General features: G+C 68.4%; 24 protein-coding genes and 2 pseudogenes. 13 read left to right on the forward strand and 13 right to left on the reverse strand.

Going from position 1 to position 22779, the window contains the following annotated elements:
* Positions 1-29 precede the first annotated feature (29 nt).
* From GRX66_RS01610 to GRX66_RS01620, 3 genes are all read right to left on the reverse strand, one after another.
* Positions 30-1493, reverse strand: coding sequence for a PH domain-containing protein (locus GRX66_RS01610; protein WP_325063904.1), 1464 nt, complete (start codon positions 1491-1493; stop codon positions 30-32).
* Positions 1490-1975 carry a PH domain-containing protein gene (locus tag GRX66_RS01615; RefSeq protein ID WP_159524955.1) on the reverse strand — a complete coding sequence of 162 codons (486 nt, stop codon included), beginning with the start codon at positions 1973-1975 and terminating at the stop codon, positions 1490-1492. The genes GRX66_RS01610 and GRX66_RS01615 overlap by 4 nt, the downstream gene beginning before the upstream one ends.
* A gap of 97 nt (positions 1976-2072) precedes the next feature.
* Positions 2073-3482 (reverse strand): class II fumarate hydratase, encoded by a 1410-nt coding sequence (locus GRX66_RS01620; RefSeq protein ID WP_159524956.1) that lies wholly within the window; start codon positions 3480-3482, stop codon positions 2073-2075.
* Between the two features lie 194 nt (positions 3483-3676).
* On the opposite strand from GRX66_RS01620, the gene GRX66_RS01625 reads away from it, so the two are divergent.
* From GRX66_RS01625 to GRX66_RS01650, 6 genes are all read left to right on the forward strand, one after another.
* The gene (locus GRX66_RS01625) at positions 3677-5026 is read left to right on the forward strand and encodes an ABC transporter substrate-binding protein (protein ID WP_159524957.1); all 1350 of its coding nucleotides are present in this window, start codon (positions 3677-3679) and stop codon (positions 5024-5026) included.
* A gap of 9 nt (positions 5027-5035) precedes the next feature.
* The gene (locus GRX66_RS01630) at positions 5036-6130 is read left to right on the forward strand and encodes a carbohydrate ABC transporter permease (protein ID WP_159524958.1); all 1095 of its coding nucleotides are present in this window, start codon (positions 5036-5038) and stop codon (positions 6128-6130) included.
* Positions 6130-7005, forward strand: coding sequence for a carbohydrate ABC transporter permease (locus GRX66_RS01635; protein ID WP_159524959.1), 876 nt, complete (start codon positions 6130-6132; stop codon positions 7003-7005). Before GRX66_RS01630 ends, GRX66_RS01635 begins: the two co-directional genes overlap by 1 nt.
* 1 nt (position 7006) lies before the next feature.
* Complete coding sequence (locus tag GRX66_RS01640; RefSeq protein WP_159524960.1) at positions 7007-8152, forward strand: ABC transporter ATP-binding protein; 1146 nt, start codon at positions 7007-7009, stop codon at positions 8150-8152.
* A 130-nt stretch (positions 8153-8282) separates the two neighbouring features.
* Positions 8283-9011 (forward strand): DUF4013 domain-containing protein, encoded by a 729-nt coding sequence (locus GRX66_RS01645; RefSeq protein WP_233745236.1) that lies wholly within the window; start codon positions 8283-8285, stop codon positions 9009-9011.
* A 92-nt stretch (positions 9012-9103) separates the two neighbouring features.
* Entirely contained in the window at positions 9104-9937 is an 834-nt protein-coding gene (locus tag GRX66_RS01650) for a hypothetical protein (RefSeq protein ID WP_159524962.1), read from the forward strand.
* Here the strand turns inward: GRX66_RS01650 and GRX66_RS01655 are convergent.
* Together GRX66_RS01655 and GRX66_RS01660 are read right to left on the reverse strand one after the other, a co-directional pair.
* Positions 9934-11208, reverse strand: a complete 1275-nt coding sequence (locus GRX66_RS01655; RefSeq protein ID WP_159524963.1) for an AGE family epimerase/isomerase — start codon at positions 11206-11208, stop codon at positions 9934-9936. The genes GRX66_RS01650 and GRX66_RS01655 overlap by 4 nt on opposite strands.
* A gap of 77 nt (positions 11209-11285) precedes the next feature.
* On the reverse strand, positions 11286-11546 hold the full coding sequence (locus GRX66_RS01660) for a BolA family protein (protein WP_394351503.1): 261 nt from the start codon (positions 11544-11546) through the stop codon (positions 11286-11288).
* Positions 11547-11673: 127 nt separating this feature from the next.
* Here GRX66_RS01660 and GRX66_RS01665 point away from each other — a divergent pair, with 127 nt between their 5' ends.
* A complete protein-coding gene (locus GRX66_RS01665; RefSeq protein WP_159524964.1) occupies positions 11674-12654 on the forward strand; it encodes a YIP1 family protein in 981 nt (326 codons plus the stop codon).
* Between the two features lie 18 nt (positions 12655-12672).
* On the opposite strand, the gene fen is transcribed toward GRX66_RS01665, so the two are convergent.
* The 3 genes from fen to GRX66_RS01680 are packed head-to-tail and all read right to left on the reverse strand — an operon-like array spanning position 12673 to position 14515.
* Positions 12673-13656, reverse strand: a complete 984-nt coding sequence (gene fen / locus GRX66_RS01670; protein WP_159524965.1) for a flap endonuclease-1 — start codon at positions 13654-13656, stop codon at positions 12673-12675.
* Positions 13657-13693: 37 nt separating this feature from the next.
* Complete coding sequence (locus GRX66_RS01675; protein WP_159524966.1) at positions 13694-13906, reverse strand: hypothetical protein; 213 nt, start codon at positions 13904-13906, stop codon at positions 13694-13696.
* A 30-nt stretch (positions 13907-13936) separates the two neighbouring features.
* Entirely contained in the window at positions 13937-14515 is a 579-nt protein-coding gene (locus tag GRX66_RS01680; RefSeq protein WP_325063909.1) for a GNAT family N-acetyltransferase, read from the reverse strand.
* Positions 14516-14605: 90 nt separating this feature from the next.
* Between GRX66_RS01680 and GRX66_RS20675 the strand changes: the two are divergent.
* Positions 14606-15228: pseudogene (locus GRX66_RS20675) on the forward strand (class I SAM-dependent methyltransferase).
* A 52-nt stretch (positions 15229-15280) separates the two neighbouring features.
* Positions 15281-15679, forward strand: coding sequence for a DUF3054 domain-containing protein (locus GRX66_RS01690; RefSeq protein WP_159524967.1), 399 nt, complete (start codon positions 15281-15283; stop codon positions 15677-15679).
* Between the two features lie 3 nt (positions 15680-15682).
* On the opposite strand, the gene GRX66_RS01695 is transcribed toward GRX66_RS01690, so the two are convergent.
* Positions 15683-16900 carry an MFS transporter gene (locus GRX66_RS01695; protein WP_325063908.1) on the reverse strand — a complete coding sequence of 406 codons (1218 nt, stop codon included), beginning with the start codon at positions 16898-16900 and terminating at the stop codon, positions 15683-15685.
* Positions 16901-17063: 163 nt separating this feature from the next.
* On the opposite strand from GRX66_RS01695, the gene GRX66_RS01700 reads away from it, so the two are divergent.
* Both GRX66_RS01700 and GRX66_RS01705 read left to right on the forward strand, forming a co-directional pair.
* Complete coding sequence (locus tag GRX66_RS01700) at positions 17064-17285, forward strand: hypothetical protein (protein WP_159524968.1); 222 nt, start codon at positions 17064-17066, stop codon at positions 17283-17285.
* 57 nt (positions 17286-17342) lie between these two features.
* Positions 17343-18341 (forward strand): ornithine cyclodeaminase family protein, encoded by a 999-nt coding sequence (locus GRX66_RS01705; RefSeq protein WP_159524969.1) that lies wholly within the window; start codon positions 17343-17345, stop codon positions 18339-18341.
* 180 nt (positions 18342-18521) lie between these two features.
* Here the strand turns inward: GRX66_RS01705 and GRX66_RS01710 are convergent, their stop codons facing one another.
* The 4 genes from GRX66_RS01710 to GRX66_RS01725 all read right to left on the reverse strand — a co-directional run bounded on the left by GRX66_RS01710 (position 18522) and on the right by GRX66_RS01725 (position 21279).
* The gene (locus tag GRX66_RS01710; RefSeq protein WP_159524970.1) at positions 18522-19472 is read right to left on the reverse strand and encodes a presenilin family intramembrane aspartyl protease PSH; all 951 of its coding nucleotides are present in this window, start codon (positions 19470-19472) and stop codon (positions 18522-18524) included.
* Positions 19473-19536: 64 nt separating this feature from the next.
* Complete coding sequence (locus GRX66_RS01715) at positions 19537-19764, reverse strand: H/ACA ribonucleoprotein complex subunit GAR1 (protein ID WP_159524971.1); 228 nt, start codon at positions 19762-19764, stop codon at positions 19537-19539.
* Complete coding sequence (gene srp19 / locus GRX66_RS01720) at positions 19764-20045, reverse strand: signal recognition particle subunit SRP19 (RefSeq protein WP_159524972.1); 282 nt, start codon at positions 20043-20045, stop codon at positions 19764-19766. The genes GRX66_RS01715 and srp19 overlap by 1 nt, the downstream gene beginning before the upstream one ends.
* 73 nt (positions 20046-20118) lie before the next feature.
* Positions 20119-21279, reverse strand: coding sequence for a PGF-CTERM-anchored ABC transporter substrate-binding protein (locus GRX66_RS01725; RefSeq protein ID WP_159524973.1), 1161 nt, complete (start codon positions 21277-21279; stop codon positions 20119-20121).
* Positions 21280-21337: 58 nt separating this feature from the next.
* Here GRX66_RS01725 and btuC point away from each other — a divergent pair, with 58 nt between their 5' ends.
* Together btuC and GRX66_RS01735 are read left to right on the forward strand one after the other, a co-directional pair.
* Entirely contained in the window at positions 21338-22441 is a 1104-nt protein-coding gene (gene btuC / locus GRX66_RS01730; protein ID WP_159524974.1) for a vitamin B12 ABC transporter permease BtuC, read from the forward strand.
* A pseudogene (locus tag GRX66_RS01735) lies at positions 22438-22779 on the forward strand (ATP-binding cassette domain-containing protein); the annotation flags it as partial. The gene btuC and the pseudogene GRX66_RS01735, both read left to right, overlap by 4 nt.

A 22779-nucleotide genomic window follows, 5' to 3' on the forward strand; every position in this document is an offset into this window, starting at 1 on the left:
CCAATCGGGGAGCGCCGTCGAAGCCGCTGCTATTCGGAGCGGTAGATGGCGTCGAAGACACTGTCCTGGGAGGTGTCGACGAGTTCGTCCGCGACGTCGTCGTCGCGGTCGATGGCGACCGCGTCACCGGCGGAGATGGACCGCGAGCCCGCGGTGTCGAAGACGACCGACGTGAGGTTCCAGCGGCGCTGGAAGACGGTCTGTCGGCGGATGAGTGTCTGAATGCGGTGATAGGGGACGACGCGCGTCCGTCGCTTCCAGAAGCCGACCTGCGCGACCGCGTGGTCGGGTCCCAGGTCGAATCCGCGGTTCCCGTGGGCTCGCCGTGCGGCGGGCCACGCGAGCACGAGCAGCGGCGCGACCACGTACCACGGGACACTCGTCAGGAAGCGGTCGACAGCGAACCCGCCCGCGAGGACGGCGAGGCCGACGAGCAGGTACCGTCGGACGTAGCGCTTGCGGGCGCGCTCCGGCGGGCGGTCGAGGTCGAAGTCGTGGAAGTCCTCGAGGGTGCGCGCCAGCGAGAACACGGCTTCGCGTGGCGCCAGCGGCACCGCGGCCTCCGAGCCCCCGCTGGGCGTACTCCCGGGGCCGTAGCCCGCCGTCTCGACGGCCAGTGACGCGAATCCGTACCGCCGCATCAGGACGTTCTCCTCGACGGCGACCGTCTGGAGCTTCGACAGCGGGATAGTGCCGTCGCGGCGCTGGAGCAGCCCGCGTTCGTACCGCAGGTCGTCGCCCACGCGTCGCAACCGGAACCCGTAGAACTGGATGATGCGCGCTGCGGCCGACGCCACCCACAGGGCGAGGATGCCGACGACGGCGAGCGCGACGACGAGCGCGAGCCCCGGGCCGCTGAGTTGCACGCGGTCGCCGACGAACGGCGCGGCCAGCGGCGCGAACGCCAGAATCCCCGACGCGAGGCGCGGGTCGAACGAGAGGGCTCCGTACAACAGCAGGTCGCGGTCCGACAGTTCGAACAGCGTCTCGCCGCCGACGACCGCCTCGCGCTCGGCCTCGGGCTCCTCGGCGACGCCGACTGACTCGTCGCGGTCCAGCGTCGCGCGGCGCTCGCGGATGGCTTCCTGGAGGTGGTCGGCGTCGGCGCGGCCGACGAACCGCAGGTTGGCTTCCGTGCCGCCGCCGCCCGCCGTCTCGACGTCCACTTCGGCGATGCCGAGCAGGCGCGCGACGAACGACCGCGTGACGTCGACGTTCTGGACGCGCCGGAGCGGAATCTCGCGCTCGCGCCGAGAGAAGACGCCCGAGTAGATGTCGAGGCTCTCGTCGGTGAGTTCGTAGTCGAAGCGGCGGTAGTACGCCACCTCGTAGGCGGTCACGACCAGGAAGACCAACACTGCGGCGACCACGACGCCGCTGGTCAGGACGGGGTCGCCGCCCGCGAACGCGATGCCGCCGATGATGAACGCCCACGCGAGGCCGACGCCCCGCGACACGATGCGGACGGGGACCGATAGCGGGTGGAGTTTCACACCGCATCCCCGGCGTCGCCGGACTCGGGCTCGCTCTCGATTGCGAGACGGCGGAGGGTCTCCTGGACGTCGTCGGCGCGCTGGGCGACGAGGCCGGGAATCGAGACGTCGGCGCCCCGCGACCCCGCGGTGAACACGACCACGCTACCCAGGCCGAGCAGGCGCTCGATGGGGCCGCGACGGGCGTCGACGTGCTGGACGCGCACGTACGGGACGACAGTGCGGACGTTCACGAGCACGCCGCGCTCGATGTAGAGGGTGTCGTCGCGGACCTCGAACCGCCACGCGCGGTACCGCAGGAACACGTGCAGGGCGCCGACTGCGAGCAGGACGACGAAGACGGCACCGCCCGCGACGACGGGAGTGACAGCCACGCGGTCCACGGCGCCGACCGCGAACGTGACGACGACGCCCGCGACGAGCGAACCGACGAGCGAGCGGAGGAGCCAGATGAAGCGGACGCGCGAGTCGAGTCGTTCCATGCGGTGGCAATTACGGTCCGGACACAAGAAGGTGGGCGGGGCGTCACTGCGTCAGCGAATCCTCGGAAACGGGGCCGCTACGGGGGGTGGTCGTGCGTCAGTCGTCGCCGGAGAGGATGCCGCGGTGGGTCATCTTCTCCGGGTCGAGGACGTCTTCGGCCTCCTCGGCGGTGAGGTAGCCCTTCTCGACGACGACTTCCTTGACGGTCTTGCCCTCCTTCAGCGCGGCTTTCGCCGCTTCGCTGGCCTTGTCGTAGCCGATGGCGGGGTTGAGCGCCGTCGCGAGGGCCATCGAGCGCTCGACCTGCTGCTCGCAGTGCTGTTCGTTGGCCTCGAGTTTCGCGACGAACTTCTCGGCGAACGTCTCGCTGGCGTTCGCGACGAGGTCCGCGGACTGCAGGAAGTTGTGTGCGAGCACGGGCTTGTAGAGGTTGAGGTCGAGTTGCCCCTCGACGGCGCCCGCGTTCACCGCGGCGTCGTTGCCGACGACCTGCTTGTGGACCTGGTTGACGGATTCCGCGACCACCGGGTTGATCTTCCCGGGCATGATGGAGGACCCGGGCTGGTTCTCGGGTTGTTCGAGTTCGCCGAGGCCGTTGCGCGGGCCGGAGGCGAGCAGACGGAGGTCGTTCGCGACCTTGTTCAGAGAGCCGGCGACCGTCCGGAGCGCGCCGTGGGCTTCGTTCATCGCGTCGTGGGCGGCCTGCGCCTCGAAGTGGTCGTCGGCCTCCCGGAACTCGACGCCCGTCTCCTCGCTGATGTACGCGGCGGCCTTCTCGGGGAACTCGGGGTGGGTGTTGAGGCCGGTGCCGACGGCGGTGCCGCCGAGGGCCAGTTCCGACAGTCGGGCCTTCACGTCGCGCACGCGCTCGATGCCCTTCTCGACCTGGGTGCGGTAGCCGCCGAACTCCTGACCGAGGCGGACGGGCGTGGCGTCCTGGAGGTGCGTGCGGCCGGTCTTGACGACGCCGTCGAACGCCTCGGCCTGTTCGTCGAGCGCGTTCCGGAGCGTCGCCAGTGCGGGTTCGACGTCCTTCACGAGCGCTTCAAGGCTCGCGACGTGCATCGCGGTCGGGATGACGTCGTTGCTGGACTGCCCGTAGTTGACGTGGTCGTTGGGGTGGACGACGCGTTCGCCGACGTCCTCGCCGAGAATCTCGGCGGCGCGGTTCGCGATGACCTCGTTGGCGTTCATGTTCGAGGACGTGCCGCTGCCGGTCTGGAAGACGTCCACCGGGAACTGGTCGTCGTGGTCGCCCGCGATGACCTCGTCGGCGGCCGCGACGATGGCGTCGGCTTTCTCCTCGTCGACGAGGCCGAGGTCGCGGTTGGCCTGCGCCGCAGCCTTCTTCACGACGCCGAGCGCGCGCACGAAGCGCCGGCCGAACGTCGCGTCAGAAATCGGGAAGTTCTGGATTGCGCGCTGCGTCTGGGCGCCCCAGTAGGCGTCCGCCGGCACCTGAATCTCGCCGAGGCTGTCCTGCTCCGTTCGGTAGTCCTCGCTCATAGTCGGAGCGACGCAACGGTAGCGCGTAAAACCTACTGAATCGATCCCGGGACAGACGTGGCTCGGGGGTGGCCCTGCATCGACCGCGGACACACCTAAGGAATCTATCTTTACTCGGTTCTGGATTAAATATCAGTAACAATTAAGTGCGGCCGACCGGTTCGTCTGAGTAGGTTTCGCACACGGCCGTTACCATGACAAACGACACAAACAGCAGTCTGACACGGCGACGGTACATCAAGGCGGGCGGCGCAGCGGGCGCCACCATCGCAATTGCCGGCTGTCTCGGCGGCGGCGACGGAGACAGCGACGGCGAGGAAACGACGACCGCCAGCGACGACGGCGGCACCACCCAGTCAGATGACGGCGGCCAGGAACTCGAAATCGTCCACTGGTGGACGGCGGGTGGCGAGAAGGACGCGCTGAACGCGCTGATCGAGGGCTTCGAGCAGGAGTACCCCGACGTCGACGTCACGAACAACCCCGCACCGGGCGGAGCCGGGAGCGCGCTCGACACGGAGATCCAGAGCCGCATCATCAACGAGAACCCGCCGAGCACGTTCCAGATCTGGCCGGGGAAGGCGCTCAACACCTACCTCGAGTCCGACGTGCTCGTCGACATCAGTGACAGCGTCTGGGACGACGGTATGCGGGACGCCTACCTCGACGGCGTCAAGGAGATGTCGCAGTCCGAAGACGGCGAGTTCGTCGCCGTCCCGCTGAACATCCACCGCCTCAACAACCTCTTCTACAACGTCAGCGTCCTCGAAGACGCGGGCGTCGACCCGGCGAACCTGGATTCGCCGTCCGCGCTCCTCGACGCGATGGAGACCATCGACGCCGAGACTGACGCCGCGCCGATGGCCCACCAGACGCAGGCGGTCTGGTCGACCCTCCAGATGTGGGAGGACGTGCTCATCGGTCACGCCGGCGTCGACACCTACCAGGACGTCATCGCGGGCAACGTCGCGGACAACGAAACCGCCGTCCGGGAGTCCCTCCAGCTGGTCGCGGACTTCCGCGAGTACTTCAACGAGGACGCCGGCTCCGTCGCGTGGGACGAGGCCAACGCCAAGGTCATCCAGGGCAACGCCGCCTTCATCCACCAGGGCGACTGGGCCGCGGGCCAGTACGGCGCCGCCGACGACTTCGAGTACGACAGCGACTGGGGCAACCTCGCGTTCCCCGGCACCGACGGCGTCTACCACGTCGTCGCCGACTCGTTCGTGATGCCGACGTCCAACCCGTCCCCCGAGGCCACCGAGAAGTGGCTGAGTTACTGTGGCTCCGTGGACGGCCAGGAGCGCTTCAACCCCGTGAAGGGGTCCATCCCGCCGCGCACCGACGTCCCCGACGACGAGTTCGGGCCGTTCCTCACCGCGCAGCGCGAGGACTTCGACAACTCCGACGCGCAGCCGCCGACCATCGCCCACGGCACGGGCGTCACGCCGCAGGTCAAGAGCAACGTGGAGGGCGCGTTCTCCGCGTTCGTCGGGAACTGGAACGTGGACGCCGTGTACAACGAACTCACGAACGCGTTCTAGAGCCACGAGATGCGTTCACGTATTTTGCGAGTACTGCGACCGGGCGAGCAAGCCGACGCGGAGTCCGAGCAGCAGGTACGCACGGACGGCGGCACGTCCGCCGACAGACCCCAGCGCGGCGCGGCTGATTCGGACGCGAGAGCCGACGGCGGCGTGACTGCGACCGCGGACCAGCCGTCGCGAGCGCGTCGCTGGCTCGACAGCGAGTTCGTGAAGTCGCTGCCGTTCTGGCTGCCCGCGACGCTGCTCGTCGGCCTGTTCGTGTACGGCGCAATCGGCTGGAACTTCGTCATCTCGCTGACCGACTGGACGGGGCTCCGGCAGCCCACGTACGACTCCTTCGACTTCGAGATGTACGAGGTGTTCTTCCGGAACGTGGGGAAAGGCGGCCTGCTGTCGGGCCCCCACACCCAGGAGTACTGGGCGCTCCGGAACACGTTCGTGTTGCTCGTCGTGTTCACCGTCGCAGCGCTCGTGGTCGGCCTCCTGCTGGCGATCCTGGTCGACCGCGACATCCGCTACGAGAACACGTTCCGCACAATCTACCTGCTGCCGATGAGCCTCTCGTTCGTCGTCACCGCCATCTTCTGGGCGTGGATGTACAACCCGGACACGGGGATGATAAACGAGACGCTCAGGCTCGTCGGCCTGGGGTCGCTGACGCAGCAGTGGATCAGCGACCCGCAGTTCAAACTGTTCGCGGTGATGTTCGCGCTCGTCTGGCAGTTCAGCGGCTACGCGATGGTCGTCTACCTCGCGGGCCTGCGCGCCATCCCGACCGACCAGTACGAGGCCGCGAAAGTCGACGGCGCCAGCCTCGTGAAGATGTACTGGCGGGTGATCATCCCGCAGTTGCGCGCGTCCACGACAAGCGCCGCCGTCGTCCTGATGGTGTTCGCACTGAAGGCGTTCGACTTCCTGTTCGTCCTCTTCGGGACGCGTCCCGGACCCTCCGCGGACATCCTCGCGATGATGATGTACCGGGAGTCGTTCGGCATCACGAACTGGGCGTACGGCTCCGCGATCGCGATGGTGCTGTTCGTGCTCGCGCTCGGCGTCATCGCGCCGTATCTCTACGTGCAGTTCAAGCGAGGTGAACTCTGATGGCAGACACGACAGACTCCCGGCTGGGACTGAATCGCATCGGCCTGTACGCGGCGCTCGCTCTGCTGGTGGCGTTCTACCTGTCGCCGCTGGAGAGCGCCATCATGACGGCGTTCAAGACTCAGACCGGGTTCTTCGAGACGTCGCCGTTCGTCCCGCCGACGCCGTCGACGTTCACGTTCGACGCGTGGGGGCAGGCCTTCGACCGCCTCGAACAGGGCCTCGTCAACAGCCTGCTGTTCACGATTCCGGCGACCGTGCTGTCAGCGACGCTCGGCAGCCTGGTCGCGTACGGTCTCACGAACACGAAGTGGCGCGGGCAGGCGTTCGTGCTGGTGTTGCTGGTCGCGGGCATCTTCATCCCGTACCAGTCCGTGCTCGTGCCGCTGTCGCGGTTCTGGTCGATCGTGGACGTCGCGAGCCTGTTCGCGTGGTTCGAACCGGTCGCGGACCGGTCGGGGCTCGTCGCGCTCGCTGTGACGCACACCGCGTACGGAATTCCGATCACGACGCTGCTGTTCCGCGCGCACTACCAGTCGCTGGACGACTCGATGCTGGAAGCGGCCCGCCTCGACGGCGCCAGCATCGCGAAGATCTACGCGCGAATCATTCTGCCGCTGTCGATTCCGATGTTCGCAGTCGCGCTCATCTACCAGTTCACGAACATCTGGAATGACCTGCTGTTCGCGCTCGTGCTCGTCCAGAACCCCGCCAACGACGTCGTGACGATGTCGCTGACGTCGCTACAAGGGTCTATGGTTGGGCAGTACAACTTACAGATGGCGGGAGCGTTCATCACCGCGCTCCCCACGCTACTCGTGTACATCTTCTTCGGCGAGCAGTTCGCCGAAGGGGTCGCGGGCGGAGGTGCCTAACATGGCTGAACTAACACTCGACCACATCACCAAGACGTTCGACGACGGGGGCGACGAGATCGTCGCAGTCGACGACGTATCCATCGACATTGCGGACGGCGAGTTCCTCGTGCTCGTCGGTCCCTCCGGCTGTGGGAAGTCCACGACGCTGCGGACCATCGCCGGACTGGAATCGATCACCGACGGCGAAATCCGGCTCGGCGGCGACGTCATCAACGACAAGCGCCCGCAGGACCGCAACACCGCGATGGTGTTCCAGTCGTACGCGCTGTACCCGCACATGACCGTCCGCGGGAACATGGCGTTCGGCCTCGAGGAGTCCACGCAGCTCTCTGACGACGAGATCGACGACCGCGTCACTGAGGCCGCCGAGATGATGGGCATCGCCGACCTGCTGGACCGCAAGCCCGGGGAGCTCTCGGGCGGCCAGCAGCAGCGCGTCGCGCTCGGCCGCGCCATCGTCCGGAACCCCGAGGCCTTCCTGATGGACGAGCCGCTCGCGAACCTGGACGCGAAGCTCCGCGCGCAGATGCGCACGGAACTCCAGCGCATCCAGGAGGACCTCGGCGTGACGACCATCTACGTCACCCACGACCAGACGGAGGCGATGACGATGGGCGACCGCATCGCCATCCTCGACGACGGCGAACTCCAGCAGGTCGGCACGCCGCTGGAGTGCTACCACGAGCCCGCGAACCTCTTCGTCGCCGGCTTCATCGGGGAGCCGTCGATGAACACGTTCGAGGCGCGCGTGGACGGCGCCACGCTGGTCACTGACGACTTCGAGTACGACCTCTCGCAGCGCCACCGCGACGCCATCGGCGCACGCGAGGACGTCGTCTTCGGCATCCGGCCGGAGGACGTCGAAGTCGGCGCGGACACGGCCGACGGCCACACGTACGCGGTCACCGTGGACGTCGTCGAACCGAAGGGCGACGAGAACTACGTCCACATGACGTTCGACGACGACCACGAGACGCCGGACACGTTCACGGCGACCATCGGCGGTCTCCGCCAGGTCGACGCGGGCGACTCCGTCGTCGTCCGGTTCCCGCCGGAAGCGATCCACGTCTTCGACGCAGGCTCCGGCGAGGCCGTCCTGAACCGCTCGCTGGACACGGCCGAGGGCGTCGACCTCGTGCTCTGAACTCCCGGCGGTACCGGCCTCTCATCTCTGTGCGTCTCCCCGCCCGACGCGCCACTGGAAGGCCGCGCTCGGTCCTCGCGGCTGTGTCCCGGAACGCACTTGCACCGCCAACAGAGTCACTCGAACAGTGATGCTCCCGGCGCCGTTCAGGTATCCGCTCCGCGGCGAGCGCGGCGTGGACACCGTCTTGATCGGCGGCGGCCTCCACCTCCTCGCGGTGTACGTGCCAGTGCTCCCCCTGATTGTCGTCCTCGGCTACCTGCTGGTCGTCTTCCGGGAGACCAGCCGACGGGCGGACCGACAGCGATACGACGCGCTGCCGCCGTTCCGGGACGTGCTCGCGACGACGCGGGCGGGGGTCGGCGGCGCTGTCGTCGTCGTCGCGTACCTCCTGCCCGCTGCCGTGACGCTGCTCGTGACGGTCGCTGGGCTCTCGCAGACGTCCATCGACCCCCAGAATATCAGCGTGGGCACGTCCGTCGGGTTCGTCGCCGGGTCGACGGCCTCGCTGCTGCTCGCGGTGGTTTTCCTCTACCTGCTGCCCGCCGCGCTGGCGAACTACCTCGCGCGCGGCCGGATTCGCGGGGCGTTCGACCACGAGGTCCTCCTGCGAGCGGCCAGCGACGGCGCGTACTTCTACGACGTCCTGGTCGGCCTGGTCGCCGGCGGGCTCCTCCTCGTAGTCGCGCGCGCGACCACGGCGTACGCCATCGGGTTCTTCGTCGCGTTCTACGCCGAACTGGTCGTCGTCGGATTCTGGAGTCGCGCCGTCAGTCGAGCGCTCCCGTCGGTCACGGCAGCGAATACGGACGACGCAACCGACACGAACGATACGGACGGCGCGGACGACGGCGCCTGAAGTGACTCCACGGGAGGCGTCTGTTCGAAGTAGCCGCGTGAGCGCACCACCGGGCAAACGTTTTTGTCGCGTCGTTGCCACTCGCCGGCTACATGTCAGTCGTCGTGGGCGCGGTGTTCAGTCTGTTCGGCGGTCTGCTCGTCGTCGCGGGCGTCAAGAGCCTGTTCACAGCGGTGTCCCTGCACCGCAACGACGTCGTCCCGGTCCGGGAGGTTCCGAAAGCTGACCCGCCCGTCGAGTTCGACGGGACGGCGGAAGCCACGACCGACGACGGCGCGTTCGAAGCGCCGTTCTCCGGCGAGGAATCGCTGTACTGTGACGTCTGGATGGAGGCGAAGTCCCGTCACCGGACGGACGTGGACGGCGTCGAGGTACTGGGCGGGGAGGAACCGCGCCGACCCAGCAACACCGAGCCGTCGTGGGGGCTGGTGGAGCGCGACGACGTCCGGCGGCGGTTCGTCGTCCGGGAGGGCGGGGGGCGCGTCGTCGTCGACCCGACTGACGCGGACTTCGAGGTCGACGACGGTCACATGGGCGAGACGGTGCTGACGGTCGGCGAGGGCGAGACGCTCTCCGAAGCCGTCAGGGAGCGACTCGCCGCGCTCGACGACGCGGGCGTGGAATTCGACTGCGAACCGGCGACCTGGGACCGGGAGGAGGAGGCTGTCCGGTACAGCGAGGTGCGACTCGACCCCGGCGAGCCGGTGCACGTCGCCGGCGCGGCGGTCCAGAGTCAGCCCGAGGAGTGGGGCAGCCCCGTTGACGCGACGGTTGGCGCGATGGACGGTGAGCGCTTGCTCGTCAGCGAGGGAACTGAATCGAGCGTGGTCCGCAAGCACTACGTGCAGTTCGTGACTGGCGTCGTCGTCGGCCTCGGCGTGCTCGCAATCGGCGTCCAGGCGCTGACCGCGGCCGGCCTGCTCTAACCGGCCATCGATTCCAGCGTCTCGATGCACTCCAGGAGCGCGCGGCCGTTGTGGTACGCGCCCTTGTACTCCGCGCCCTTCCGGCCGACGGGCTCGCGGTCGTCGGTCACGCCGGAGTGCCACTCGCCGTGGGCTTCGTCCACGTGGTACTCCTCGATGAAATCGTACGTGTCCGCGAAGACGTCGCGGTAGGTGTCGTCGCCGGTCGACTCGTACATGCGGAGCGCGCTGGTCATGCACTCGGCCTGCACCCACCACGCCTTGATGCGGTTCGTCGCGTCGCCGTCCAGCGGCCCGAAGAAGTAGAACCCCCCGTGGTCGTGGTCGTAGCCGCGTTCGAGTGAGAACTCGAACAACCGCTCGTGGAGGTCCGCGAACAGGCGCGTCGAGACGTCGAGCGCGTCCGCGGCCTCCATCGTCAGCCAGACGTTCTCCAGGTCGTGGCCGTACGAGACCACGCGGAAGTCCTCGTCGTCCAGGCGGGGCGTCCAGTCGGGGTCGTACTTGTCAGTGCACGCGGTCAGCTCCTTCCGGACGACCGTGTTCGTGAGCACGTCCAGCAGTTCGTGGAGGCGCTCGCGAGCCGTCTCGTGGCCGGTCGCGCGGTAGAACGTCGTGAACGCCTCCATGAGGTGGAGGTGCGTGTTCATCAGCTTCAGCGTCGGGTCGAGGACGCTCTCGCCGGACTCCTTGGGCGACCAGTCCGGCTCGATGCTCTCCAGGTAGGTCGTCCCCTCCGTGACCTGCGTCCAGTCCGGTTCGAAGTACTCCCGGTAGCCACCGTGCTCGTGGTCCTTCGCGGCGTCGTCGATGGTCTCGAAGAGGTCCACGGCGAGGTCGCGGGCGCCCTCGTCGCCCGTCGCCCGATAGTACTCGGAGAGGCCGTAGAGCGCGAACGACTGCCCGTAGAGGTGCTTGCGAGGTTTCTCGACGTCGCCCGAGCGGGAGACCGACCAGTAGAAGCCGCCGTGGTCGTCGTCGTACATCTCCTCGCGGAGGAAGTCGTAGCCCAGTTCGGCTTGCGCGAGGTAATCGCCGTCGACCGCGTCCGAGCGGGTGAGCCGCGAGAACAGCCACAGCATCCGCGACTGCGTCACGATCATCTTCTCGTCGTTGCCGGCGAACTCGCCCGTGCGGTCGAAACTCAGGATGTACCCGCCGTGTTCGTCGTCGAGACACCGCGGCAGCCAGAAGTCCAGGACGACGTCGTCGAGGTTCCGCCGGAGTTTCGGGAGGTACTCGGCAGCGAGGGTTTCGGAACCAGTACTCATATTCGAGTGAGTGCTTCGCGGACGCGACACTAATCCCTATCGCATCCGCGTACCGCTGCCGAACCCCCGTCCCGCAGTCAGTTCGCGCGCTCCTCGTACTCCGCGGGCGTGTACGTCGACAGGTCCAGCGCGTGAATCTCCTCGGTCATGTGCTCGTCGAGCGCGTCGTACACCATCTCGTGTTGCTGGACAAGTCGCTCCCCCTCGAACGCGGGCGAGACGACCGTGGCCGCGAGGTGGTCGTCGTCGTGTTCGCCGCGCATCCGCGTCACCGTCGCCTCGGCGTCCGGAATCGCGTCCTCGATGAGGGCCTCGATCTCCTCGAACTCCAGGTCCATACCACGTTCTCGGGGTGCCGGCGAGAAAAGCCCGTGGGTCACGAACGGGTCCGCGGAGCTTCCCGAACCCGAGTCCCCGTCCACCGCTACCGGTGACGTTTTTTCGGGCGCGGTCGACGCACCAGCCATGGATTGGTCCCCACGGACTGTCGTGCGGTGGTTCGTCCACCCCGAGCAGGGGTTCCGCGAGTGGCTCTCGCTGCGCTCGGCCGCAGTCGTCGTGCTCGCGCTCTGCCTGCTGAACGCCGTGCTCGTCTCGCAGGCCGCAACCGCAGTCGCGACCGCCACGACCGGCGGAACGGACGTCGAGAACCAGCACAGGCCCCCCGACTGGATCTGCGAGCAAGCGGAGCCCGGGAGCTCGTTCGAGCGGTACCAGGACGCCTGTGAGACCGAACCAGAGACGGTGACTCGGCAGTTCTCGGCGGTCGCGGGGAATGCGGCAGGCGGTCTGGTCCCGCTAGCGTTGCTCGCGCCGCCGGCCGTCTGGCTGGCGGCTAGCGGCCTGTTCGCGGTCGTGATGGGTGGGAAGAGCCACGACGACCCGAGCGACCGCGTCGCGCTGACAGACGTGCTGGCGGTCGTCGGCGTCGGTCTCGCGCCGGCCGCGCTACGCTACGTCGGCCGCACAGCCGTCGTGGAACAGTCCCTGGCCGGCCGCACGCTCGCACCAGCCAGTATCGTGGACGCGAAACGCGTTGCCGTCGACGCGATGATTCCTGCTAGCGCGGTCTACCTCGCCGTCGTCGTCGTCACCGTCGTGTGGTCGGCGTACGTCTGGCGCGGCGGCCTCAGGACAGTCCTCGAGACCGAGTCGCGACGCATCGACGCCGCTGTCGCCGCGGTCGCCGTGCTCCTCGTCGTCCCGGCCGTCCGTCCGGTCTATCTCGGAGCGAGTGCTGTCGGTGCAGGCCTCGCACTGCTCGCATTGGGGCTGCCCGCGATGGCTGCGCCGCGCGTCGTCGAACGCGTCGAGTTGTTCTTCGACCTCATCGGGACCCGCGGGGACGTCGAAGTCAAGTCGTGGCGGGTCGCGCTCACCCAGGTTCTCGGGCTCGCGCTCGTGTTCGCCGGCGCTCTCACCCTGGGCGGCCTCGTGTTGGCGTGAGGACGGCCGGCGAGCGACTCACGTCCACTGGTCGAGGCCGGTCTGCGTGACCGCTTCCTCGATGCGGGAGAACCCGCGCTCGACCTCCTCGGCGTCGACCTCCCATTCGTCGACGACGAACTCGCGAGCGGCGCCGAGGTCCGGCGAGACCTCGAGACGGACGTCGTAGTCGTCGGTGACGTCCGGGTTCAAGAACAGTTCGCGGATGCGGTCTGCGAACTCGACGTGCTCGCCCTCAGCGTCCAGCACGCCCCAGAGGTCGCCGTGCTCGTGGATCGCCGACAGCGCGGTCTTCGGGCCGTAGCCGGTGAGTCCGTCGTTGAAGTCGGTCCCGCAGAGGATGCCGACGTCGACGAGTTGCTCCCACGTCAGGTCGTGTTTCTGCAGGGTCGCGTCGAAGTCCATCCGCTCAGGGGCGCCCTTGCTCGTGAGCTGGCGGAGCGTCACGGGCGCGCCGAGCAGCAGGCAGTCGTAGTCGTCGCTGCCCGCGTAGTCGATGTCGTCGTCCACGCGCGCCATGTGCGCTGCCTGTGCTTCGCCTTCCGCGGGCGCCTCCACTTGCGGGACGCCAAGGTGGTCCAGGAGGTCGCGCGAGGTCTCGTGGATGGTGTCGGTGAGTCGCTGCGTGCGGGCTTCGAGGCGCGCCGCTTCGACGGCCTCGCCCGCTTCCCTGGCTTCCTCGAGTTCCGCCTCGTAGCGCTCGCGTTGCTCGCGGCGCTGTTCGATCTCCTCGTCTTTGAGTTCGGTGACGCCGCCGTCCCAGACGAACACGGGCGTGAGGTCGTTCTCCAGGAACTTCGGGAGCCCCTGGACGATGCCGACGAGGTTCGCCACCTCGACGCCGCCGCTGGTGGTGTAGACGTCCTCCCGCGTCCACTGAACGGTGGTCGTCAGGTACTTGTACAGCCAGTTGTGCGCGTCGACGGCCACCGCGTCGCCCTCCAGTTCCTCGAAGGGGACGTCCTCGATGACCGCGAGCGTCCGCAGGTCCGCGTTACCCATTGTCGGCGCTACGCGGCCCCGGGATGTAAGCGTTGACTCACGCGCCGAGCGCGCTCGCAATCAGCACCGTTGAGATCCCGATAGATGCCACGCCCGCTCCGAACCCGCGCCAGGCCCGGCGGCCACCGACGGCCTCGGCGTACCGCCGCGGCAACGCGTCCCGAACGCGGCCGGGGGCGAGCAGTATCGGGACGGCGGCAGCGAGGTGGACCGCCCCGACGACGAACAGGACTGTCGACAGCAGTGTCACGGGTGAGCGTCGTCGCTCCGCCGTGAAAAATCACGCGTCGAGTCGCGGCGGCGGCGACGCGTCGGCTTTCCGGGTCAGGAACGCCGCTTCCTCCTCCGACCGGTCGCGCCCGCGGTACCTGTCGAGGCCCGCCTGGTACGCCGCCTCCCGGTCTTCGGCGGGTCGCTGGAGCACGAGCTCGGCGATGCCCGTCTCTTCGCCGGTGAACCCGAACCCGGCCTTGTGGAGTGCCTCGTACGCGAAGGGATTGTTCACCGCAATCTTCACGCGGTCGTGGTCCGCCAGTAGTCGGTCGGCGGCGAACGCGCAGAGGTGGGCGCCGACGCCGTCCCCGCGGCGGCCGTCCCGCACGGTGACGTACCGGAGCCACGCTGTCCGAGCGTCCGTTCGGTCGTCGTTGAACGACACCGCCGCGACGACGTCAGTGGTCGGCTCGTCGGCGTCCCGCGCTTCCGGCGGCCAGTCGTCGCGCTCAGCGAGCGGCGTGCCCTCGTACGCGATGGCCTTCCCGGTGTTCGACATCACGAACTTCCCGGCGTAACTGAACCGCCGCCAGTCCAGTTTCAGGGTCGGGCCGTCGTCGGGGCCGCCGAGGACCGCGTACTGCACGCTCACGGGTTGGGCGGCCAGGGCAAAGAGTTGTACGCTCGTGCTCGACCTGAACGTCGCAGGCTCGCGCTGGGGCAAAGAGTTGCAGGCCTGCGGGCTGTCGGTGTCGGCGTGAACGACGTCCAGTACTTCGAGTGGTTCGCGCCGGTGTACGACCTCGTCGTCCCGGCAGCGGACCGTGGCGACCTCGCGCCGGGACTGGCTGCGGCCGAGCGCCCGGTCGAGAGCGTCCTCGACCCTCGGCGGCGGAACGGGCCGGGCAGCGCGCGTGCTCGCCGAGGATACCGCTGAGACCGCGGGCAAAGACGTCGTCGTTGTCGACGCGAGCCATCGGATGCTCGTAGAGGCACGGGGCCACGGACTCCCGGCGGTCCTGGGCGACGCCGCCCAGGTTCCCTTGCGCGAGAGCGCTGTCGACGCCGTCGTGATAACCGACGCGCTCCACCACCTCCCCCGACCGGGAGGCGGCGCTCTCGGAGGCCGCTCGCGTCCTGGAGCCGGGCGGGGTTCTGGTCGTGCGTGACTTCGACCCGACGACCGTCCGCGGCCGGCTCCTGGTCGCCGGCGAACACCTGTTCGGTCTGCGCTCTACGTTCGACTCGCCGGACGAGCTCGCAGCCCGAATCGCCGACACCGGGCTGGACGCTCGCGTCATCCAGCGCGGCTTCGGGTACACCGTGGTCGGCGTCGCGCCGACGACGGGTACCGACTGACGCGTCGCGCGGAACCGGGAGCAACATAACCCCCGCTCGTGAACACGCGGGCATGAATCTCTACGACGCCGACCCGCGCGCGGTCGTCCGGTTCCTCCCAGGGGACCTGCTGGCGGTGTTCGCGTTCGTGCTCGCGGGCACCATCTCGCACGGCTCGCTGACGGCGAACCGGTATGCCGGCGTCCTCCTCCCGTTCCTGGTGGGCTGGATCGTCGTCGCGCCGTTCGCGGGCGGCTACGACGAACGCACCATGGAATCGACGCGAGCGGCGGTCGGGTACGCGCTGGCGTCCTGGCTCGGTGCCGACTTCGTCGGGCAACTGCTGCGCGAGACGGCGTACTTCCCGGGGAACGCCGACCCACAGTTCTTCCTGGTCGCGCTCGTGTTCGGCGGGATTCTCCTCGTCGTGGCGCGGTTCGCGACCCTCGTGGTCGTCGACGTCCGCTCGTAGCGCCTACCTGGCTGCGAGCACGACGGCGATGCCGCTGCCCGTGACAGCGAACGCAGCGAGCACGGCGAACAGCGCGCCCGCGTTCGCGTACTGGAGGATACCGCCGGCGAGCGCCGCGCCGGCCGAACCGACGCCGAACACGCCCAGGTAGGTGTAGCCGTACGAGAGGCCTCGCGTGCCCGCTGGGGTGTAGACGGCGACAGTCGCCTGGTACAGCGGCTGGATGACGAACAGCGCGAACCCGAGCAGCGCGCCGACGACGAGCAGCGGCAGCAGGCCGGCGTCGGCGGCGGGCAGGAACGCGACGGCGAGGACGGCGAGGCCAGCGAACGCCGCGGCGATGCCGCGTTCCACTGGGACGAGTTCGGTGAGTTTCCCGCCGACGTATTGGCCGAGAACGCCGACCATCAGCAGGCCGGCGTACGCGTACCGGTACGGCTCCATCTCGCGGCCCGCGAACTCCACGGGGGTGAACGCCGGGAGCTCCGAGAGCAGGTTCGGGAGGAAGGTGAGCACGCCCCGGTAGTAGAGGCCGCTGAGCATCACGACGAGGAACACGGCGGCGAACGACCCGGCGAGCAGGCGTTTCGATTCCGCGAGGAAGCCCTCGAGCGACGAGACGTCCACGCCCGCTCTCGAGTCGCCGCCGTCCGTCGCTTCGACGGCGGCGTGCTCGTCAAAGCGCACGCGGACGGCGACGACGCCTGCGACGACCGCGGGCACGGCGAGCAGTGCGGTCACGACCCGCCAGTCCGCGACCAGCAGGAGTACGGCGACCGTCAGCGGGCCGAGCGCGGTGCCGACGTTGCCCGCGATGCCGTGGAGGGCGAACGCGTCACCGCGCCTGCTGACGCCGGTCGAGATGAGCGACAGGCCGGACGGGTGGTAGACGCTCGCTGCGACCCCCCAGAGGGCGAGCGCGACGGCGACGACGACCATCGACGGCGCCGCCGCCAGCAGGAAGAACGACGCCGCCATCCCGAACAGACAGCCAGCGATGAGTCGACGCGACCCGAACGAGTCCGAGAGGATGCCGCCCGGGAGCGCGCCGAGGCCGAACAGCGCGTAGCCCGCGGCGACCACGAGGCCCACCGTGCCTTCGCCGACCTGGAAGGCGTCCAGCCACAGTGGGATCAGAATCGGGATGGAGAGTTCGTACGTGTGGACCATCGCGTGCGCGAGCGCCACGAGGCCGACGATTGCGCGGTCGTTCCGATTCACGGAGTTCGGTTACATCCTCGACTGACACGGTTAAAGACGTGTCTACTCCGGCAGCCGCGCAGAATCGCGATCCCGAGGGGAACCACACGATAACTTATACAGGACATACCTCGAACCCGTAGTAAACTATTAGTTGGATGATTCCGAATGTACGGACTGACCTATGACCGGGTACTACGACCTCCTCCTGGTGTTGCTTCCCGCGTCCCTGTTCGGTCTCAGTGGCACGCTCTACGCGGCGGGCCTCGGTCTCACGCTCGCGCTCACGGTCGGCGGACTGGTGGCGACCGGGCTGACTGCCCACGGCCTGTTCGTCAACGACCCGTCGAGCGCCGCTGCGGAGCCGACCAGTCGGTCGAGTGCCGCGCTCGAATCCGCGGACTGACGCCACGACCGGGCGTCGCCCCCGGCGCTTAACTGCCGGACGCACGAATCGGTTCGCATGACCGAGACGCTGTTCCTCTCAGACGACGACGTCGCCGGGCTCGCCGACCCCGCCGCGTACGTCGACGCCGTCCGCGATGCCTATCGACAGCGCGGCGAGGGCGCACCCGCGAAACCGCGGACGAAACTCCTGAACGAGGACCCGCCGGGAATGTTCACCGCCTACGCCGCGGTCCTCCCGGAAACGGGCGCGATGGGCGGATACATGTACAGCGCCGGCTTCAGTGAGGCGGACGGGTGGTTCGTGACGCCACTGTTCGACGCCGAGACTGGGGAGCCGATCGCCATCATCGACGGCGCTCGCATGAACCCCTTCAAGACGGGGGCGGCGGGCGCGGTCGGTGTCGACGCACTCGCCCGCGAGGACGCCACCACGCTCGCAGTCATCGGGAGCGGCGCCCAGGCACGCGGCCAGCTCAGGGCCACCGCCACTGTCCGAGACTTCGACACCGTCCGAGTCTACTCCAGGACGCCAGCCCACCGGGCGTCGTTCGCCGACCAGATGGACGAATACGTCGACGCCGACGTCACTGCCGTCCCGTCCAGCACCGACGCTGTCGCCGGGGCGGACGTGGTGATTACGGCGACGAACGCCAGCGAACCGGTGTTCGACGGCGACGACCTCGACGACGGCACGCACGTCACCGCGATGGGGCAGTACGCCCCCGGGAAGCGGGAACTCGACGCCTCCACCGTCGAGCGCGCCGTGTACGTCCCGGACCTGCGTGAGCGCGCGACTCAGGACGCGGGGTCGTTCCTGCACGCGCTCGAAGCGGGCGCAATCACCGAGGACCACGTCCACGCCGAACTCGGGGCGGTCGTCGCGGAGACCGCACCCGGACGAGAATCGCCCGAGGACGTGACGGTCTTCGACAGCGGCGGGACTGGCATCGAGACCGCGGCAGCCGCGCACATGCTCTACGAGCGAGCCAGCGAACAGGGGCTCGGTCAGACGATCGACTTCGCGCCGGCCAGCGAAGCGCTCACCGGCGAATAGCCCACAACACATCAGTTCTCTGCGGGCGTGGGTTGAAGTACGAGGCCGGAACCAGGCCCCCTGTGACCTGACCACAGTCGCGGGGCGGTCAGCGATAGTGTGGCGCCACGTCCCGCGATCAGCCAGTGCAGTTGCCCTCGCCGCCACCTGTTCGCCCAGAAACAGCCGGTTGCCTTCGTCTCAGACGTACTGTGCGACGCCTAGTGCCTCAAGGAGCGGGATGCCGACAGCCAGTGCCCCGACGAGGTATCCCGCGATAGCGCCGCCGTTCAACAGCGGGAGGCCGGCGTGCGCGCGCCCCGCGAACACCATCCGCATCAACACCAGCAGGCCCAGGAGCGTCCCGACCATCGCGGTCAACGCGGGAATTTCGACGCCCAGAACCGAGGGCGCGTCGAGGAAGAACGCGGCGCTCGCCACCAGAATGGTCGGCATCACGGCGTCACCGAGCCCGATGAAGTAAGCGCCTCGCTGTCCCTCACCCTCGTCCATCTCGTCGTCCTCGGCGGACTCGGCGACGCCCTCGGACTCCTCCAGGAACGAGTAGCCCATCGTCGCGGGCACGACGAGCACGATGGGGAGTCGGAGCTCCATCACGCCTGACGCCAGCGTGAGCATGTGTTCGGTGCCGTAGACGCTGATTGCGTCGTAGACCGCCAGCACGGCAAGGAGGACAATTGCCGGCAGGATGCCGAAGCTGATGCCGAACAGCGCCGCCGCGCCCATCCCGAGAATGGCGCCGGCGGCGTCGATGACCCACCACTCGGGGTAGACGTAGAGCGCGACGACGAGCGCGACCGCCGGCACGTAGGCCGCAGCGTTCACGCCCCCGACGAGCAGCGGCGGGAAGAGGACGGCGAACACGTACGAGGCGATGAAGCCGCTCGTGAAGAGGATGAACGCGCGGAGGATCCACTGCTGGTCGTACTTGATGACCAGCAGGATGCCACCCGTAGCGACCAGCAGGAGCGCGACGTAGAGGATGCTGTTCAGGGGGTTCTGCGGGTCCTCGGTGGACTGCAGGCCCGCGCTCTCGAACGGCTGGAGGAGCGCGAGCGCGCCGAACTGGACGACGACAAACAGCGCGACGACGCCGCCGAGCACGGCCACGGCGCGCAGCGAATCCTTCATGCCCTGCTCGTGGCGCTGCCCGTGCTTTGGCTTTGCGACTCGCCGCGTGCCCGCCGCACCGCGACTATCGGACGTACAGCGTCTCGCCGACCAGTGCAGGCAAGTGGACGCCGCTCGCCGGCGTCACGGAGAGATAGGGCCGTTCGACGGGGCCGAAGACGTCGACGACGCGCCCGACCACGTCGAGGTTCTGGTCGACGACGCTGTCCCCGATGTCGGGGTGGTCGTCGCTCTCGCAGCGGACGACTGCGACGTTCTGTGCGGTACGGACGACGTCGCCGGCGCGCTCCATCAGTCGCGCAGCGCCCCGACGTAGGCCGCGACGGCCTGCAGGAGGTCGGACTTCCCGGCGTCGTCCGCGTCCTTCACGAGCACGCGACCGGAGTCCTCCCAGTTGCGGCGCGGGTACGCGACGTCTCGCTCGACGACGGCGTCGTAGCCGACCTGCTGGACGGCTGTCGCGACTTCGTCGAGTGTCGGGTCGTCGACGGCCAGCGACTGGGGGACGCGGCGGCCCTCGCGACGCGTCAGCGTCGCGTCCAGGTACGCGGGCCAGATGACGTTCTCGACCATACCCGTCGTAGCGGGTCGCGCGGTTAAACGGTATCGGAGCCGAGTAGAAAGCGCAGGTGGTTCGGCCTGGGGGTCAGCGACGCGCGAACAGCACGGCGCCGAGCAGCGCGACGACCGCGGTGCCGATGCCGAAGCCGGGGATCGTCGTCCCGGTGTCACCGGGGTCGGTAGTGGTCTGCGCGACTGTGGTTGTCCCGTCACCGGTCGACTCGGTCGTGGGTGCCTCAGTCGTCGCTTCGGTCGCGGTGGTCGTCGTGTTGGCCTGTTCGTACGCGTCTGGGTGGAACGCTTGCGCCATCTGCGTCATCGGTTCGACGACGCGGGGCGCGGGCTGACTGATGTGGTTCGAGTTCACGACGACGACGTTCCCCTCCTCCCAGGCGGTCGTGTTCCGGACGACCGAGTCCTCGGGGATGTACGAGCGGCTCTCGTTGCCGAGTTGTGCGGGCGGGACGTTCACCACGACGAAATCGGGGTCCTGTTCGACGATGAACTCTGCTGAAAGCTGCGGATAGGGTGCCGTTGCGTTCGCGTTGGCCGCGATGTTCGCGCCGCCGGCGCGGTCGATGATCTGGCCGATGAAGGTGTTCGGCCCGGCCGTGTAGCGGTCGCCCATGTCGAAGTAGACGCTCGGCTCGTCTTGGTCGGCGACCGCCTGTTCGACTGTCTCGACGCTGTCCCGCATCTGGGTGACGGTGGATTCGGCGCCGTCACACTCGCCGGCGAGCTGGCCGATGAGTTCCGTCTTCTCGTAAATGCTCTCGATGGACGTCGCCATCTCGAAGCGGTAGACCGTGACGTCGGCGTCGCGGAGCTGAGTGACGGTCTCGTTGTCGATGGTGTTCGGCGCGAGCACGAGGTCGGGTTCGAGGTCGATGACTTTCTCGGCGTTCACCGTCGACGGGAACCCGGAGGTCACGACTTCGCGAGATTCCGCGCCCTCGAGGAACCCAGCGAACTGCGAGACGCCGACGACTTTGTCGCGAGCGCCGATCTCCCACATCGTTTGTGCGGCGCTCGGGTTGAGCGTGACGACGCGTCCGGGTTCGTCGTCGACCGTGACCTCGTGCCCGCTGGCGTCAGTCACCGTGAGAGGGAACGAGCACTCCAGGTCCTGGGCAGTCGCTGCGTTCGCTGGCGCGTCGCCGGGCGTCGCGCCGGCGACTCCCGCCGCGGGCGCGACGGCGGACAAGGCCAGTAGAACTATTCCAAGTACAATTGCTGTCTGTCGCATATCGAGACGCACGACGTAAGGCAATAAATATTTGGCTAAAGAAATTAGAGTTTAACAGATGCGTGCGTTCACACGAGCGAGCGCGTGGACGGTCGGCACGTTCGGCGTGCTCGTCGCCGTGATGCTCGCCAGCGCGACCATCGGGCCGGTGGACATTTCCGCTGGGAGTGTCGCGCTCGCGGCTCTGGACGAACTCGCAGTCCCCACCGCAGTCACGTTCTACACCTCCACGATGCCGCTGCCGCTCGGCGCCGAAGTCCCGTGGTTCAGTTTCGACATCGCGTACGTCTCGCCACTGGACTTCCCGGTCCCGGGACAAGCGCAGTACATCGTCGGCGAGATTCGGCTGCCCCGCATCGTCCTCGGCGCCGTGGTCGGCGCGGGACTGGCAATCGCCGGCGCCGTCATGCAGGGGTTCTTCCGGAACCCGATGGCCGACCCGTCGATCATCGGCGTCTCCTCGGGCGCCGCCGTCGGCGCCGTCACCGCCATCGCGTTCCCACTGCTGCTGCCGATGGGCGTCCAGGTGTCGGCGTTCGCCGGTGCGCTCGCAGCCGCGTTCGGCGTCTACCTGCTCGCGACGCAGAACGGTCGCACGCCGGTCGCGACGCTCCTGCTGGCTGGCGTGGCCGTCCAGACGTTCCTCGGCGCGGTCACGTCCTACGTCATCGTGCACTCCGGCCGCAGCATCCGAGAAGCCATGTACTGGCTGATGGGGAACCTCAACGCGGCCGGCTGGCACGACGTCGAACTCGCTTTGCCAGTGGTCGTGCTCGGCAACGTCGTCCTGCTGGCGTACGCCCGCGACCTGAACGTCCTGCTGGCCGGCGAGGAGGACGCACACACGCTCGGCGTCGAAGTCGAACGCACGAAACGCGTGCTGCTGGCGGTCTCGAGCGTCGTGACTGCCGCTGCCGTCTCCGTCGCCGGCGTCATCGGGTTCGTCGGCCTCATCGTCCCGCACGTGATGCGCCTGCTCGTCGGCCCCGACCACCGCGTCCTCCTGCCGACGTCCGCGCTCGCGGGCGGCGCGTTCCTGGTGGCCGCGGACACGTTCGCTCGCGCCGGCCCCGCCGAACTTCCGGTGGGCATCGTCACCGCGTTCGTCGGCGCGCCGTTCTTCCTGTACCTGCTCCGGAACCGGGAGGTGCACGCGCTGTGACCCTCGACGTCCGCGACGTCGACGTGGAACTGGGCGGCACCCGGATTCTGGAGGCGGTGAGCGCGAACGTCGCGGACGGCCGCCTCGTCGCCGTTGTCGGCCCGAACGGCGCCGGGAAGTCGACGCTGCTGCGCGCGATGAACGGCATCGTCAACCCGACGCGGGTACCGTGCTCGTGGACGAGCAGGCGGTCCACGACCTGCCGTCGAAGGCCGCAAGTCGCCGCATCGCCAGCGTCCCGCAGGACACCCACCTCGGGTTCGAGTTCACGGTCCGGGAGACCGTCGAGATGGGGCGCCACGCCCACGTGCCCCGGTTCGGCAGCCGACCCGGACCCG

This window comes from Halobacterium bonnevillei (assembly GCF_009831555.1).
GTDB classification, from domain to species: Archaea; Halobacteriota; Halobacteria; order Halobacteriales; family Halobacteriaceae; genus Halobacterium; species Halobacterium bonnevillei.